The sequence below is a fragment of the Rhizobium sp. YTUHZ044 genome (assembly GCF_051123975.1).
Classification (GTDB): domain Bacteria; phylum Pseudomonadota; class Alphaproteobacteria; order Rhizobiales; family Rhizobiaceae; genus Rhizobium.
This window is the reverse complement of record NZ_CP101428.1, coordinates 201,858-217,591: the sequence shown is the minus strand read 5'-3', so window position 1 is coordinate 217,591 and position 15,734 is coordinate 201,858. Positions and strand designations below refer to the sequence as shown.

Annotated in this window: 17 protein-coding genes; 15 read left to right on the top strand and 2 right to left on the bottom strand. The window is 63.6% G+C overall.

Annotated features, from left to right (window positions below):
- Positions 1-44: 44 nt before the first annotated feature.
- Together NL154_RS26350 and NL154_RS26345 are read left to right on the top strand one after the other, a co-directional pair.
- On the top strand, positions 45-344 hold the full coding sequence (locus tag NL154_RS26350) for a DUF1127 domain-containing protein (protein ID WP_221124015.1): 300 nt from the start codon (positions 45-47) through the stop codon (positions 342-344).
- The gene (locus tag NL154_RS26345; protein WP_434734514.1) at positions 337-1,071 is read left to right on the top strand and encodes a class I SAM-dependent DNA methyltransferase; all 735 of its coding nucleotides are present in this window, start codon (positions 337-339) and stop codon (positions 1,069-1,071) included. The genes NL154_RS26350 and NL154_RS26345 overlap by 8 nt, the downstream gene beginning before the upstream one ends.
- A 65-nt stretch (positions 1,072-1,136) precedes the next feature.
- On the opposite strand, the gene NL154_RS26340 is transcribed toward NL154_RS26345, so the two are convergent.
- Together NL154_RS26340 and NL154_RS26335 are read right to left on the bottom strand one after the other, a co-directional pair.
- Entirely contained in the window at positions 1,137-2,291 is a 1,155-nt protein-coding gene (locus tag NL154_RS26340; protein ID WP_246717755.1) for a CpaF family protein, read from the bottom strand.
- On the bottom strand, positions 2,291-2,422 hold the full coding sequence (locus tag NL154_RS26335) for a hypothetical protein (protein ID WP_257784635.1): 132 nt from the start codon (positions 2,420-2,422) through the stop codon (positions 2,291-2,293). The genes NL154_RS26340 and NL154_RS26335 overlap by 1 nt, the downstream gene beginning before the upstream one ends.
- Before the next feature lie 509 nt (positions 2,423-2,931).
- Between NL154_RS26335 and NL154_RS26330 the strand changes: the two genes are divergently transcribed.
- From NL154_RS26330 to NL154_RS26270, 13 genes are all read left to right on the top strand, one after another.
- The gene (locus NL154_RS26330; RefSeq protein ID WP_064808298.1) at positions 2,932-3,135 is read left to right on the top strand and encodes a hypothetical protein; all 204 of its coding nucleotides are present in this window, start codon (positions 2,932-2,934) and stop codon (positions 3,133-3,135) included.
- Positions 3,136-3,149: 14 nt separating this feature from the next.
- The gene (locus NL154_RS26325; protein ID WP_210632639.1) at positions 3,150-3,713 is read left to right on the top strand and encodes a prepilin peptidase; all 564 of its coding nucleotides are present in this window, start codon (positions 3,150-3,152) and stop codon (positions 3,711-3,713) included.
- Between the two features lie 5 nt (positions 3,714-3,718).
- The gene (locus NL154_RS26320; RefSeq protein WP_210632638.1) at positions 3,719-4,516 is read left to right on the top strand and encodes a TadE/TadG family type IV pilus assembly protein; all 798 of its coding nucleotides are present in this window, start codon (positions 3,719-3,721) and stop codon (positions 4,514-4,516) included.
- On the top strand, positions 4,513-6,153 hold the full coding sequence (locus NL154_RS26315; protein WP_434734513.1) for a Tad domain-containing protein: 1,641 nt from the start codon (positions 4,513-4,515) through the stop codon (positions 6,151-6,153). The genes NL154_RS26320 and NL154_RS26315 overlap by 4 nt, the downstream gene beginning before the upstream one ends.
- Complete coding sequence (locus tag NL154_RS26310) at positions 6,125-6,805, top strand: TadE/TadG family type IV pilus assembly protein (RefSeq protein WP_434734512.1); 681 nt, start codon at positions 6,125-6,127, stop codon at positions 6,803-6,805. The genes NL154_RS26315 and NL154_RS26310 overlap by 29 nt, the downstream gene beginning before the upstream one ends.
- Position 6,806: 1 nt before the next feature.
- Positions 6,807-7,718, top strand: a complete 912-nt coding sequence (locus tag NL154_RS26305; protein WP_434734511.1) for a hypothetical protein — start codon at positions 6,807-6,809, stop codon at positions 7,716-7,718.
- Entirely contained in the window at positions 7,715-8,635 is a 921-nt protein-coding gene (gene cpaB, locus NL154_RS26300; protein WP_210632634.1) for a Flp pilus assembly protein CpaB, read from the top strand. Before NL154_RS26305 ends, cpaB begins: the two co-directional genes overlap by 4 nt.
- 19 nt (positions 8,636-8,654) lie before the next feature.
- Positions 8,655-10,553, top strand: a complete 1,899-nt coding sequence (locus NL154_RS26295) for an ATPase, T2SS/T4P/T4SS family (protein ID WP_210632633.1) — start codon at positions 8,655-8,657, stop codon at positions 10,551-10,553.
- 10 nt (positions 10,554-10,563) lie between these two features.
- Complete coding sequence (locus NL154_RS26290) at positions 10,564-11,427, top strand: type II secretion system F family protein (RefSeq protein WP_210632632.1); 864 nt, start codon at positions 10,564-10,566, stop codon at positions 11,425-11,427.
- Positions 11,424-12,329 carry a type II secretion system F family protein gene (locus tag NL154_RS26285; RefSeq protein ID WP_221123129.1) on the top strand — a complete coding sequence of 302 codons (906 nt, stop codon included), beginning with the start codon at positions 11,424-11,426 and terminating at the stop codon, positions 12,327-12,329. Before NL154_RS26290 ends, NL154_RS26285 begins: the two co-directional genes overlap by 4 nt.
- 2 nt (positions 12,330-12,331) lie before the next feature.
- Complete coding sequence (locus tag NL154_RS26280; protein WP_097598914.1) at positions 12,332-13,210, top strand: FHA domain-containing protein; 879 nt, start codon at positions 12,332-12,334, stop codon at positions 13,208-13,210.
- A gap of 255 nt (positions 13,211-13,465) precedes the next feature.
- Positions 13,466-13,666, top strand: coding sequence for a hypothetical protein (locus NL154_RS26275; RefSeq protein WP_097598913.1), 201 nt, complete (start codon positions 13,466-13,468; stop codon positions 13,664-13,666).
- A gap of 127 nt (positions 13,667-13,793) precedes the next feature.
- Positions 13,794-15,551, top strand: coding sequence for an adenylate/guanylate cyclase domain-containing protein (locus NL154_RS26270; protein WP_097598912.1), 1,758 nt, complete (start codon positions 13,794-13,796; stop codon positions 15,549-15,551).
- The last annotated feature ends 183 nt before the right edge of the window (positions 15,552-15,734 follow it).

The window sequence follows — 15,734 nt, the reverse complement described above, 5'->3', positions numbered from 1 at the left end:
TTTCACTAGATTGATATCACCGCAACACAACTTGGACGTAGGTTATGACATTCGAACTCCGGCACATTGAACTTTCGGATCGTTTTGCTCCCAGCCTTCTGACGAAGATGGCAGCTTTGCGGTTTGCAGCGCCCGCCCTCCTCCTCTGGTGGCAAAGGCGCGAAACGGAACAGGCACTGCAGTGGCTGTCGGACCGCGATCTGGAAGACATCGGCGTCGCCCGCCACGAGATTGGCGAGTTGGCGCGATCGCTAGGACCAATTGACGCGTTGCCCGCGAAGCGGCGGGCAAGGTCATCGCCACCACCGGTCCTCCGCTATCAGAGAGGTAAGCAAGATGCATGACGACGGTTTTTTTGACGATGAGGTCGCGGCTACCTACGATGACGCTGACGGGATCTCGGCCCCGGAGGTCGTCGATCCGGCGGTCGATCTCCTGGCCGAATACGCAGGCGGCGGGCGCGTGCTGGAATTCGCGATCGGGACCGGGCGCCTGGCGCTGCCGCTCGCGCGGAAAGGGGTAGAGGTGGAAGGCATCGAGCTGTCGCGCGCGATGGTGTCTCGCCTTCGCGCCAAAGAGGGCGGCGCGGACATTCCGGTGGTAATCGGCGACATGGCGACAACCCGTGTCGAGAGGCGCTTTTCCCTCGTTTATCTGGCTTTCAACACGATCAACAACCTGACGTCACAGGAAGCCCAGGTCGCCTGCTTTCTGAACGCCGCCGCGCACCTTGAAACTGGCGGGCACTTCCTGATCGAGGTTGGCGTCCCGCCGCTTCAGCGGCTTCCGCTCGGCGAGACGATCCTGGCGTTCGACCGCAGCGAGACGCATTGGGGCGTCGACGAGTACGACGTGGTAAGCCAGAACTTCACGTCCCACCACATCCGGATCCGGGACGGGAACTGCAGGCAGTTCTCGGTCCCGTTTCGTTATGCCTGGCCAGCGGAATTCGACCTTATGGCGCGGCTGGCCGGCCTGAAGCTCAAAGCCCGATGGGGCGGCTGGAAAAAGGAGCCGTTCACAAAGGTCAGCGATCGGCATGTCTCGGTCTGGCAGAAGATCGCAGCTTAGGCCATGAGGTGAACGGCGAGGTCGCTGGCGATCGTGTCAAGATCGGCCAGACCGATCCCCGCCTTTTACTCCGGCCGGTGAGGGGTCGCCGCGGGCTTCATCCAGCTCGGCAGCTCCGTCAGGCCGGTTCCCAACTCCTCGAAGGCTTCCGTGGCGAAACTCGGCACGGCGCCTGTCCAGCGCAACTCGCCATCCGAATTGGAATGGCCGCCGCCGTCGAGCTTGTAGATGCTCTCGACGACATACTGGCCGTCATCATTCAGCCCCTTGATCTCGGAAATTTCGATGACCCGTCGCCGCCCGGTGCGCTTGAACCGGGCAATCTGGACGACGACGTCGACGGCCGAAGCGATCTGCGAGCGCAGCGGTCGCAGCGGCATGTCGATATCCGACATCAGCGCCAGGGTTTCCAGCCGGTGCAGCGCGTCATAGGGCGTATTGGCATGCACGGTCGAAAGGCTGCCGCTGTGGCCCGATGTCATCGCCTGGATCATATCGAGCGCTTCGCCGCCGCGGCACTCGCCGACGATGATGCGGTCCGGCCGCATTCGCAGCGAAGAGCGGAACAGCTCGCGAATGCTGGCGCCGCCGCGACCGAACCTGTCGGGCTTGGTGACTTCGAGATAGACGACATGCTCCTTGCGGATCTGCAGTTCCGAGGTGTCCTCGATGACGATGACCCGCTCATGATCGGCGAAGGCTTCCGACAGCGCGTTCAGCATCGTCGTCTTGCCGGTGCCGGTGCCGCCGGAGATGATGACATTCTTCTGCAGCCCGACCGCCGCCTGCAGCAAGGACAGCGACTCCTCCGTCAGGCTTCCCTGGGTGACGAGGTCGCGAATGCTGCGATGTTCTCTCAGAAAGCGGCGGATGGAGATGCAGAGCCCGGTGCGGGCGGCCGGCGGCTGGATCATCTGCACGCGGGAGCCGTCCGGCAGACGGGCTTCGACGCTCGGTTCCTCCGGCGTCAGGCGCTTGCCTGAGAATTGCGCGATGCTGCGCGCCGCCGATTCCAGATCCTCGCGGCTGGCGAAGCGCGTATCGGCGCGTTCGAGCTTGCCTCGCCGTTCGACGAAGATGTCGGAGGTTCCGTTGATCAGGATTTCGGAAACGCTCGGGTCCTCGAGCAGGAAGCGGATCGGCGCCAGGAGCTTGTCGAGCGCCCGGGTCAGAACCTGGAAGGTCGCCTGTTCGGCAGCGTCGTCGGAAACGGCTTTCATCAGAGCGGCATCCCGACAAGAACGGAGCTCATGCCGAACAGCGTCACCATCATCTGGACCGCAGTCGGAAAGAACAACATCAGTGGAATGAGGACCAATGCAAGTATCAAGACGCTGCTCATCGTTTCCATGATTTTGCCTCCGGAACGACTGACGGGCCACAGCCAATATTGAAGACGAGCTTAATCCAGATCGGCAAGCAACGCCATGGGGACGCCCTCGCCCGCCCGCCACTATGCGTGCGTGGCTTCCGCCTGTTCTATCGCTTTGAAACAATTGACCAATAATGGAGCAGCTGACGCTGTTCGCGAAAACCGCTTCACAACATGCCTCACCGGAGAAAATTACAGCGTAATCAGCCAGTTAGCGTGAAAACACCACCGTCAACCGCATGTCTGCAGCCGACGCCTCCAAGACAATTGGAACCCTGCCTTCCGTTTGCTTGACGGAGGGCTGGCCTTGGGCGCACTCTTGGGTCTTAATGATGTTGCTCAACAAGCGTTGGCGACCGGGGAAGAAAAGCAGAAGCAGAAAACATCATTGGAATGAGCAACGTGCTGGTTCTGATCGATAGCGTATGCTTGCTTCTTTTCACCAAGGTCTTCGATCCGAAACAAACTTGGGAACGAGGAATACGCAGATGTTTGCAAAACTCAAGACTCTCGCAATTGCACTTCACAAGGACGAACGCGGCGACATGGCCCAGATCGTCCTCGCAGTCGCCCTGATCGTCATTCCGCTGATGCTGCTGCTGCTCGCATTCGGCAAACAGATCGGCGAATGGTTCAACGAAAAGAACACGGCTCTCTCCGACGCCGAGAGAATTCCTGAGCCGGGTCAATAAGCGGGATCGGTGTCATGGACATGACCTACGATCTGACCCTGATGCCAGCGGCGGCGGCTCTTGCCGTCGCCTGCGCCACGACCGCGGCGGTGTTCGATCACCGCCATGGTCAGATCCCGAACGCCATCACCTACCCCTGCCTGCTTGCCGGCTTCATGCTGGCAGCGATCAGCGGCGGCCTTGCGGGGATCGGCCTGGCTTTCGCCGGCCTCCTTGCCTCAGGCCTGATCTTCATCATCGCCTTCGCAGCCGGAGGCTGCGGCGGCGGTGATGTCAAGCTGATGGCGGCGCTCGGCGCCGTTCTCGGCCTCTGGCCCGCCATCGACGTGACGCTCGCATCGCTGATGATCGGCGGCACGATTGCCGTCTTCTCGATGGCGCGGCGGGTTCAATGGGGCGCGCTGGCGCGAAGCCTCGGACTGTTCGCCCTGCTGCTGCCCGCCGGTTTCCGCGATGCCGCTTCCGTGCTGAAGCCGCGCGAAACCCATCATACCGTCCGCTTCGGCGTCGCCGCCGCTCTCGGACTTCTCTGGTGCCTGTTCATGCCTGATTTCACCCCTCTTTCATTCGTGAGGTAACGGCAATGCGCGCGGAACTCGAACACCCCACTTTCGACGGTGCGTTCTGGAGTTCGATCCTGCACTCGCGGACCTTCTGGATCCCTCAGGATCACGGCGCGCTTCTCGGCACCTTCGCGATCGCCATGCTGTTGTTAACCTCGATGCTGTTGCTGCCGCGGCTGTCCGCCCGCCGGCGCCGGATGTCGGAGCTTCACGGCGATATCTCAGGCAGCACGACGATGATGGATTTCGTGCTGGTCACGCCGATCTTCGTCTTCTTCATGTTCGTGGTCTTTCAGTTCACGATCCTGGCGAAGAACCACCTGTTCACCCACTATGCCGCTTATGCGGCGGCCCGCAGCGCCCGCGTCTATTTCTGCCCGGCCCTGCCGATCACCATCCACAGCTTCATCGGCCCCAAGACCTGCGATAACGACGCCGCAGAGGGCAAGGCCGATCTTGCCGCCCGCCTGGCGCTGATCCCGGCGGCGCCCTACGACCAGCTGAAATGCGTCGGCGCCTGCCAGCCGCCGGAAGAGGCGCTGAAGAGCCTGGCCGACGCCTCGGGCCTCTCGAAGAACTGGCGCGCGATGCGCAACCAGGCCCGCTACATGTTCGACCCGCAGAACGTCACGGTCACCGTCGACCGCGCCCCGATGGCGCTCTTTGCCGCCATCAACCGCTCGCCGCATGTGCCCGTCACCGCCAGGGTCGAAGCGCGTTTCCTGCTGCTCGAATATGCCGGCTGGGTCTTTGCCCGCGGCCAGCGGAAGGACGGGCGCTACTACACGATTTCGACGGCGGAGGTGAACCTGCTATGACACCGTCCTTCATCCATCGCCTGCACCGCGACCAGCGCGGCTTCCTGTCTCCGATCATCCTCTACATGACGATCGCGCTGGCGCTGATGATCGTCTGGATCCTGAACACCGGGCAGATGATCTACGACAAGCAGCGCACCCAGGACACCGCCGATGCCGCCGCCCTCGTCCATGCCGACTGGGAGGCGCGCTATCTCAACATCATGGCGATGAACAATGTCGCCTCCTCGCAGGCCACCGTGGTCATGGCGACGTCGGTCGCCTACCAGCTGACCACCGCGGAACTGGCCCTGCGCTCGGCCGCCATTCTGGCGAAACTCGCCGAATATTCCTTCACCGAGGGCTTCGGGCCGGCGTCGCTCCTGCCGCCGCTGCCGCCGATGCCCTATTGCCCCGGCTGGCAGAAGGTCCCGATCGTCGGCGGCATCATCTACGGCGCTTGCCTGGCGTTCCAGGGGTTCCGGGCAACCGAAGCCACCAAGGCGATCGCCTATACGGTGGCGGCGCAGATCAAATATGATCCCCTGGGTCTGATCAACAAATCGAGCGACATCATCGACGCGATGAATGACCTGAACGATTACCTCGTCGAAAGCTTTCCCGAGCGGGTCGGCAACGACGCCTTGCATCTGGTTCGTTTAAACAAGTCGGATCATGTCGTCTTCCATCCGCCCTGCGAATCCTGCGGCCAGGCCGGGGAAGGCGCCGGAGGCAACCTGCCGGTCGACCGTGACGGCATCAATCCAGCCGCTGCCTATACCGAAATGTGCCTTGCCATGTCCTATGGCACCCAGGGACAGGATCCATTCCTGATGCGCGGCGAGTTCGCCAATCGCGGCTTCCCCAACGGCAAGGGTCCGTTGACGGCCGGCGGCGTCGACGGCAGCCATATCCGCGACTGGGTCAACCATGAGAGCGGCATCGACGATCAGCTGGTCGAGTTCTACATCTTCTATGAGGCGTTCGGCCCGAAATACCTGAGCAAGATCCCGTTCAAGGCGATTATCGAGCAATATGCCGATCTCAGCTGGTGGCAGGAACTGCTGCTCGATGGCAGCTTCTTTGTGGCGGAGGAATTCTTCGGCATCAAATTCGGGGTTGTGAACCCCTTCCAGCTGCCGATCGACGTGCCGCCACGTTATTCCGAGAAACAGACGAAGGACGAGAACGACTTCACCCGCAAGTTCGACATGATCTGGAACCAGGTCTGTGGTCCGGCGGGCGGCGCGATCTCGGTGACCGGCGTCAGCCTGCCGCTCCTCTCCTTCCCGAAGCCCTACTGGCTGAAGGGACGCATCCCCTTCAACTTCACGCCCTTCGGCGGCGACCAGCTCTCCGACTACCAGACGCTGGCGATTGTTTCCCGGGCGCCCCGCGCCAGGCTCCAGGTCCGGCTGTTCAAGGACAGGACGCCGTCCGCTTATGCCCTGGCGCAAAGCTGGGTCCACAACTACACCGCCTTCGACCTCTACACGCAGGACTGGCTTGCCTCGCTGGCGCCGGCGACGCTCGCCGACGATATCGGCGCGGTTTCCGGCACGATCAAACAAAGCCCGGCTGCCGACAGTTTCACCGGCCTGACACGCGTCTTCGACAATGGAGGAGCCAATGCCTGGGCTGCCGTCAACACACACTGAGCAAGCGGTCGGCGCTCCGACCGGCGGCTTCATGATGCGGCTGCATCGCGACCGGCGCGGTCTGGCCTCGATCGAATTCGTGCTCGCCGCGCCGGTCATCCTGCTGATCGTGATCTTCGTCATTCATGCGAACAGGATTTCCACCAAGAAGGTCGCGACCATGCTTGCCATGCGCAACGCCGCCTTCGCCGAGGCGTCCGGCCTCAACTGCACCTCGGATTTCTCGAAGGTTTTCCCGATTCCGGCCTTGCCGGCCCTGCCCGGAGGCGACGCGATCAACTGTTCGCGCACGCCCTCGCATGAAGGCGGCGGCGATCCGCAGCGGACCTTTATCTGGGACGACGTGCAGAACACTCTCAAGGGCAATGGTCGCGACTTCGGCGACATGGTCGGCGAACTCGCCGACGAGAAGCCGCAACTCGTGACCGCGACCGCCGACCGCGTCTACAAGTTCAGGGATTCCGACGATCTCGACACCATCCGCAGCATCCGCTGGAAGGATGCGTTCACGGTCGACGACTCGACGCTGTTTATCTCGCACAACAACGACACCACGCGCCGCGGCTACGATCCGACGCTGCGCCGGGAAATCCGCGATGTTGCAAGCGATTCCGGCGATCTCTTCGACGGCGTCTTTCCGGGGGCGAAGTGACATGGCACAGCGATCACGCATCTCACTTCATCTCCTCTCTACGGCCCTGGTCGTCGGGCTCGCCGTGATCGCCAGTCCGGGCCGCGCCGAGATCTACAAGGATATTCGGGTGACGCTGAATTCGATGCTGGCCGGCATCCTCGGGGCGCCGGAACGCGCGCCGCGCGATCTCGTCATCAACGGCCAGCCGCTCGAGTTCACCCCCTACCAGAGCGATCGCAGCATTTCCGACATCACCGACGAGTGGCTGCGGGTGCTGGCCGCCAATACCCGGCCCGCCATGCCGAAAAGCAGCGACCGGGAGGAACTGACCGCCGTCATCGCCGCCAACATGATGATCGTCCCGAAGGTCAGTCGCATCCGCGACGATCTCGCCGTTGTCGTGCGCTTCTTCGACGGCGACGGCGAGGCTGCGCTCGCCTACATGAGACGGCAGGATCCGAACAAGCCGTCGGCGAGAGCGCCGATCCCGGGTGTCTCGATCATGATCCGCCGGCCTGCAAATGCGCCGATGACCGAAGTGCTGATGAGCCGCTTCGACGATGTCGCCGCGACGCTCCCGGCTTTCGCCGCCCCTGCCGATGTCGCCAAGCTGCCGATGTCGCTGCGTCCGCCGGCCGGCGTCGAGGTGCTGAGCGATATCGGCGACCATGACAAGGGCCATATGTCGCGCACCGTGGTGTCGAAGGGCACGCTTGCCGCCGCGCGCTGGTCCGATCAGCGCGCCGACCTGCTTATCCGCGACGGCTTCACCATCGAAACGCCGCCGGCCGAGCGCGGCGGCGTCACCGCCCTTTACGGCCGGCGCGGCAGTGTCGAAGCCAATGTTCTCTACACCAGAAGCAAAACCGACGGCAGGACCGTTGAGGTCATTCAAATCAGGCAACCCTTCTTAGAGGGAATAACACCATGAACTGGAAGCTCATTGCCGCCGTCATCGTCGGTCTGATCACCGGCGTCCTCCTCTACTTCTGGACCGAGAGCGTCAAGAACGAGCAGGTGGCCTATGCCTTCATGCGGCTTCAGCCCGACAAGAAGGTGACGAGAGGACAGGCGATCACCCCGGACATGCTCGCCGAACCGGTGATGCTGCCGGAAAGCTTCGGGGCGCTTGCCAAGCTCGCGGTTCCGGCCGCCAGCGCCTATCAGGAATGGCTGAAGGACCGGACGGCCGCCGCCGACATTCCGGCCGGCTCGGTGCTGCTCTTCCAGTATTTCGACGATACCGACGGCGGCCGCCTGACGACGATGATCGCGCCCGGCAAGCGGGCGCTCACCCTGCCGGTCAACGCCGCCGAGGCGGTCGGCCATTTCGTCGAGCCGGGCAGCTATGTCGACATTCTCGGCACCGTCGACGAACCGGTCGAGCCGGTGGCGCCGCCCGCCGCGACGCAGCCGGGAACGCCCGGGCAGACGCCGGCCGCACCCGGCCAGACGCCCGCCGCGCCGGTCCAGCCGCCCTCGCCGGTCGAGCAGATGCTGAAGAACTATCTCACCCAATATCCCGGCGCCGACGAGAACGACATCAACGCCTACCGGAAGCAGGCGCAGGACTACAAGCTCGGCATCAGCTCGCGCACCCGCGTCGTCACCCGCACCTTCCTCCAGAACGTCAAGGTGCTCGCCGTCGGCGCGGCGACCACGCCGGAAGGTGCGGTCACCAAGGCCAATAGCAGCTATAATCACGTGACGGTCGAAGTGACGCCGTCGGAAGCCGAGATGCTGATCTTCGCCATGGGCCAGGCGAACGGCAGCCTCAACCTCGTGCTGCGCAATCCGACCGACAATAGCGTCGAAGACCTGCCGAGCATCAACTGGACGCGCATGTGATCATTTCGGGGATTGAGCCATGCTGTTGAAGATTTCCTATGAGGACGGCAGCGGGCGGGAGGTGATCCCGCTCTCGGCGAACGAGACCTATTTCGTCGGCGAAAGCAGCACGCTTTCGCTGCCCGCCGGCGCCGGCGTCGTGCGGCTGCGCGGCAGCCACGTGTCGTCGCCGCAATTCGTGCTGCGCAAATCAGGCCAGGGCTGGTCGGTGCAGCATCATGGCCGCAACCCGACGCGGGTCGACGACCAGCCGCTGAGGGCCGGCACGCCGGTGGCGGTTTCGGCCGGCATGTCGATCTGGGTGCCGAATGTCACCATCGAACTGGTCGAGCCGGCGGCGGCGCCGGAAGCGGTGACGCAGTTTCCGGACCAGGAGCGGGTGCTGGCGCTGCAGATGGAAATCCATGAGCGATTGCTAAAAGACACGCAATATGACCGGCTGGTGAAATCCTCCGATTTCGGCCGCGAGGAGACGCGCGGCCGCATCCGCGAGCGCCTCGACCTGTTCATCAAGGAGGCGCTTGATGCAGCGCCGCAGGATCTCGTCATCCTCGTCATCAAGAACGCCGTCTACCGGTGGCTGGCAAAACGCATCGCCCGCACCGGACGGCGCGACGGCACGTCGAATGCGGCAAGCCTCGCGCGCGAAGAGCAGGACAACCGCCGGCTCTTCGATGTCGGCAAGGCGCTGATCTCGGCGCTGCAACTGAAGCTGAACTTCGAATCCACCCGTTCCGACTTCGCCCAGCTCGACACCAAGTTCGGCGCCGCCTTCCAGGCCCGGCAGGCGCTGTTCAACGCCGGCGACCGCTACGAGATCGCCCATATGCACCTGCGCTCGAATATCGAGGAGCTGATGTATCGCTGGGGCACGATCTCGGAACTGATGGATCTCGACGTCATCTCGGAAATCATGGTGACGCGGTATGACGAGATCTATGTCGAAAAATTCGGCCTGCTCGAGCGCTATCCCTTCGCCTTCGCCAATGAGCGGCAGCTGATGAAGGTGATCGAGCGCATCGCCGTCGATTCCAACCGCTCGATCAACGAGAGCGAGGCGATGGCCGACTTCCGCATGCCGGACGGTTCGCGCGTCAACGCCGTCATCCCGCCGCTCGCCGTCAAGGGCGCCTGCCTCACCATCCGCAAGTTCGGCGGCAAGTCGCGGCTCGACATCAGCAAACTGGTCGCCGCTGGCGCGCTCAGCGAGCCGATGCGCGCCTTCCTCGAGGCGGCGGTGCGGGCCCGCAAGAACATCGTCGTCTCCGGCGGCACCGGCTCCGGCAAGACGACGCTGCTGAACAGCCTGTCGCAATTCATTCCGGTCGGCGAGCGCGTCGTTGCCGTCGAGGACACGTCCGAACTGCAGCTCGACGGCATTCACGTCGTCTACCTGCAATCGCGGCCGAAGACGGCGGAGAGCGAGACCAGCGTCACCATCCGCGACCTGGTGCGCAACGCGCTGCGCATGCGTCCCGACCGCATCATCGTCGGCGAGTGCCGCGGCGCGGAGGCGATCGACATGCTGCAGGCGATGAACACCGGCCATGCCGGCTCGATGACGACGGCGCATGCCAACACGCCGCAGGACATGATGACCCGGCTTGAGGTGATGGTGCTGCAGGGCCAGAGCTCGCTGCCGGTGACGGCGATCCGCCAGCAGATCGTCGCCGCCGTCGAGCTCGTCGTGCAGCTCAACCGCCTGGAAAGCGGCCGGCGCGCCGTCACCGAGATATCGGAGGTCATCGGCATCGATCCGGACACCGGCCTGATCATCGTCGAGCCGATCTTCAATCTCGTCGGCCGCGCCGGCGGCCAGGCGGTGCATGCCTTCACCGGCTATCTGCCGAGCTTCGTCGCCGAGCTCGTCGCCTTCGGCGAAGACGGCGAGATCAAGAACCTGGATATGTTCGTTTGAGGGTGGAACCATGGACATCAGCATTCTGCAGATCCTGACGATCGCCCTCGGCGCGGTGACGGCGGGACTGCTCGTCTGGGGCGCACCGGTGCAATGGCCGGCGCCGCTGCTGCGCGCCACCGAACGGGATATCGCGCTCGCCAGCGAAGCGGCCCAGGTCTTCGGCCGCGATGCCGTGCCGCCCTATACGATGATCCTCGCCTATGCCATCACCGCCATCGTCGTCTTTGCCCTGATCTCGCTGATCTTCGGGCCGATCGTCGGCATCGTCGTCGCCGTTCCCGTCGCCTTCTTCCTGCCCAAGGCGACGATCCGCTATTTCCTGCAGCGCCGCTGGCTGCAGATCGAATCGCAGCTTCCCTATGCCGTCGACCAGATCGTCTCGGCGGTGCGCACCGGCAAGCCGCTCGCCGTCGCCGTCAATGCGGTCGCCGACACCGGCCAGATGCCGTCCTCGCGCGAGTTCGAGCGCATCGCCCGCGAGCAGAAGCTCGGCATCGGCCTGGTCGAGGCGCTCGACCGCCACGGCCGCACCGTGCCGAGCCTGCATTTCAAGATGGTCGACGCCGCCCTCGGCCTGTTTGCCCGCCAGGGCGGCGACATATCCGAGCCGCTGACGGAAATGTCGAAATCCTTCAAGGAGATCTGGAAGCTCGACCAGAAGATCAGCACCTCGTCGTCGCAGGCGCGGATGAACTTCCGCGTCGTCAATGGCGGCGCGCTGTTCATGATCCTGATGATCTTCTTCGGCCAGCCGGAGCTGATCGACAAGGTGTTCGGCAACGCCATCGGCATCGTTATCGCGATCGTCGGCGCCATTCTCTACGCCACCGGCTTCTTCTGGATGCGCTCGATGATGAAGGTGTCGGTATGATGTCGCAAATCCCGCTCGCCCCGATCATCATCGTCCTTGCCGGCATCACCGCGGCGCTCATCGTCTGGTGGCTCGGCGACCTGCTCGGCAGCATCCAGGTGGTGCGGCGAAAGGCCGGCGGCGACGGGCCGCCGCCGAATATCGTCGACAGCATCGGCATGCGCACGCCCGTCGAATTCGTGCTGAGACACTTCGAGCCGCTCCTCGCCGATTTCGGCGCGCAGCTCGAAAAGAAGCTGATCTATGGCGGCCGGCCCTTCGGCGGCGTCACGGGGCGTGAATATATCGCCCTTCTCATCGTCTTGAGCCTGTTCGGCTTCATCCTGCTCGGCGTGCTGTTCGGCATCGCAAGCGGCAGCATCATCGGCGGGCTGGTCGCCGGCCTGATCCTCGGCTTCATCCCCGCCATCTATTTCTGGGTCGTCGCCGACGACAAGATGCAGGACCGCAAGGAACGCATCTCGCGCGAATTTCCCTATTTCCTCGATCTGGTCGTCATGACGCAGCAGGCGCAGGCGACCCTGCCGGAAAGCCTGCGGCTCTATGCCGAGGCCGCGCCCGGCACCGTGATGAGCGAGGAGATCGAGCAGACGCTGAAGGACGTGGCGCTCGGCACCGGCATGATCGAGGCGCTGCAGCGCCTGGAAGCACGCATGACGGCCGAGGAGGTGGTGCGCGTCATCCGCGCCGTCATCCAGGGCGAGGTCGAGGGCAGCAACCGCGTCGAGCTGCTGCGCGAGCATGCGCGCGACCTGCGCTTCCGCCGCTGGGAGAAGGCCGACAGGGCCAGTGAAAAGCTGAAAGCCAAGATCGTCATGCCGGCGATGATGATCGTCGTTTCGATCCTGCTTCTGGTGCTGGCGCCGGCTATCGTCGAGATGATGTCGAGTGGGATGTTCTGATCATGGTGTTTTCCTTCTTTCGCGGCAACAAACCCAGCCTTCTGCAGACCGGCCCCGGCGGCCAGAGCCGCAGCCATGTGCTCGACCGGGCGGAAATGTCGATCGGCCGGGCAGCCAATGCCGATATCGTCGTCGACGATCCCTTCCTGGCGCCGATCCATGCGCGCATCGAAAAGCAGAGCGACGGCGGCTTCATCATCCGCCGCATGGGGCTGAACCCGATCATGCTGCGCGGCGAGGCGCTGCTGCAGACGGCCTCACTGAAAACAGGCGACAGCTTCCGCCTCGGCAAGGATGTCGAATTCCAGTTCGTGGAGAAGGCGCCGACCAAGGAGGCGCCGAAAAAGGAGGCTGCTGCCAAGGCAGACGACGGCAAGCCGAAAAAGCCGCTCTTCAAGCAGCCGGCCTTCCTCGCCGGCATGGGCCTCGTCTACCTCGCGGTCGTCGGCATCATCGGCTATGTGATCCTTTCCGGCGGCGGCAGCACGGAGGCCGGTCCGACGGCCGAGCGCATCAATGCCGAAGCCGCCCGCATTCCGACCTGCATCAAGAACGCCCGGCGGATGCGCCAGGTTTCCGAGCAGAGTTTCAACGGCGCCGTCGGCGGCCGCGTCGGTAGGGACGGCGATGTCACCTATGCCGCACTGGCGCTTAGCACCGAACCCGCCGACGAAGCGGCGCTGGCAAAGGCGGCAGCGCCGATCGTCGAGGCCTACAAGCGCACGGCGCTCGCCGCCCTCGCCTCTGAAAACCGCGGCAACAACACGCTGGCCCAGAGCCTCTATCAGCAGACCTACGATCTCGTTCCCGACGTCAACTGCTCGGCCGCGCGTTTTGCGCTGCAGCGCCGCGCCGCCACCAAGCCGCCGGCGCGGCGGTGATTGGCGGTTCGGGGCGCCTCAGGATGAGGCTCTCTTGAAACCCGGCGCTACATTCTCCCACCGCGTGATTTGTAATGCATCTCCAAGAGCCTGTTATCGGAGCGCGGCATCCTCCAACGTCCCTCACGCCGAGGTGCAAAGCCCGAAACGGCGAAGCCCCGAAGCGCGCCGCAACGCTGCGGCATTATGAGCAAGTGCCACAAGTTTCCGATGAAGGCCGATGTTATCTCCTAAGGGTGCCTCGGAGCGTCGCGTATGGTCGAAGTCGTAGACGAATTGAAAGCGAACCTGGGTGAGATCGATGCCCGGATCGAGGATCTGCTCAGCACGCCACGCCAGTGGGTTCCAAATTCCGAAACGGACCTTCGAATTAAGCCGTTCTTCCATGGGGCGGCAACAGACCTTTGCGTTGACCGCTTCGCGGCCCCTGTTCCGTTGCAGGCGGCACCCTTGTGAATCGTCGCCATATGACCGTCTCAGTGGTATCATGAACCGGCACGGTCGCGGTGTCGGGCAGCCGGATGGTGCATGTCGCGTCAATCGCCTGGGTTTCAATCGGCGCATCTCCTGAGGGGAGACAGCCATGGCAACCGCAAGAGCAGAGCGGCGGCTGGCCGCGATCCTGGCCGCTGACGTCGTCGGCTATTCCCGCCTCGTCGAACATGACGAGACTGGGACGTTGTCGGCCCTCAAGGTTCTGCGTCGGGAGGTGATCGATCCGCTGCTGGCCGAGCATCAGGGCCGTATCGTCAAGCTGATGGGCGACGGTGCGCTCGTGGAGTTCGGCTCGGTCGTCGATGCCGTCGCGTGCGCGGTCGCCATCCAGAAGGGGGTTGCCGAGAACCAGGCCGATATCCCGACGGAGCGACGCATCGTCTTCCGGATCGGCGTCAATCTGGGTGATGTGGTCCACGAACTCGATGGGGATCTCTACGGCGATGGCGTGAACATCGCGGCCCGCCTCCAGACCTTGGCGGATCCGGGCGGCATTTGCATTTCCGGCACGGCCTACGATCACCTCCCGGGCAAGCTTGACTGCGACTACGAATACCTCGGCGAGCGCGCGCTGAAGAATATGGAAAGGCCGGTGCGACTGTACCGCCCCCTTCAGGAAAGGACGGCCGCAGGAACGGCATCGTTGAGGTCTGCACTTCCGGAGCGGCCATCCATTGCCGTGCTGCCGTTCAACGCCCTGAGCGCCGAACCGGAGCAGGACTTCTTCAGCGATGGGCTGACCGAGGACATCACCACCGCGCTATCCAAGCTCAAGGGCTTCTTCGTGATCGCCCGCAACACGATGTTCACCTACAAGGGAAAGCCCGTGGATGTGCGCGCAATCGGGCACGAACTCGGGGTCCGCTATGTTCTCGAGGGGAGTGTCCGCAAGTCCGGCAACCGGATGAGGGTGACCGCGCAGCTCATCGATGCGGCCTCCGACGTCCATCTCTGGGCCGAGAGGTACGACGGCGACCTCGGCGACATCTTCGCCATTCAGGACGAAATTACCGCAAGCGTCGTCGGCCGCATCGGGCCGGAACTCCTGGCGGCGGAGCATGCTCGCGAAAGCCCCAAGCCGCATCATGGCCTTGATGCCTGGGAATGTGTCGTGCGGGCGGTGTTCCTGTGTTCCCAACTATCTGAGGAGAGCAGCAGGAAGATGCTCCCGCTGCTCGATCGGGCAATCGAACTGGCCCCCGGCTATGCCCAGGCGCTCGCCATGAAAGGTTGGATTACCATGTGGCGCGCGTTCCAGGGGTGGGAGGACATGGGATATGCCTTGGGCCTTGCCAGGGATGTCGTTCAACAAGCCATGGCCGCGGACGATAAGGAACCGTGGACTTACCTTGCGCAGGCGATGATAGCCTTTGGGACGCGCGACAATGTCCTGGCGGTGGCAGCGATCAGCCAGGCTGTCGCGATCAACCCCAACTCCGCGTTTGCACACGGCCAGTTGGGACTTGCGCATGCCAACGGGGGCCGCGCGGCGGACGCCATTCGTTGCATCGACTACGCCCTCAGACTGAGCCCGCGCGAGGCCTTTCTCGGCGACTTTCAGTTTTACTACGCCATGGCTCATTTCCAGGGCGCGAATTACGAACTTGGATTGAGTTACGCACGGGAGGCGCATCGATTGCGGTCCGGCCATGCGGTTCCGCTGATCATTGGCACGGCCTGTGCCGGACTTCTCGACAACCGGGAGGCTGCCATGGACTTGCTCGGACGGCTTAAATCGCTGGTTCCTGATATCTCACGGGACGCGGTCGGAGCAACATCTTCTTTCGTCCGCGCCGAGGATCGGGCGCGTCTGATCGAAGGACTTACCCGTGCCGGCCTGAATTGACGGGTCGGATTGTCCTCGAGAACCGATGGTGGCGTTTGCTACCGAATGCCGCAACGCTGCTTCTTGCAGGTAACAATGGCTGAGCACCCGCCTCGTCCTTCGAGGCCCCCTGCGGGGCAACTCATGATGAGGCTCTCTTGAACCCCGGCGCTGCGGTTCGGCGGGGAGGCCGCTGCACATGCG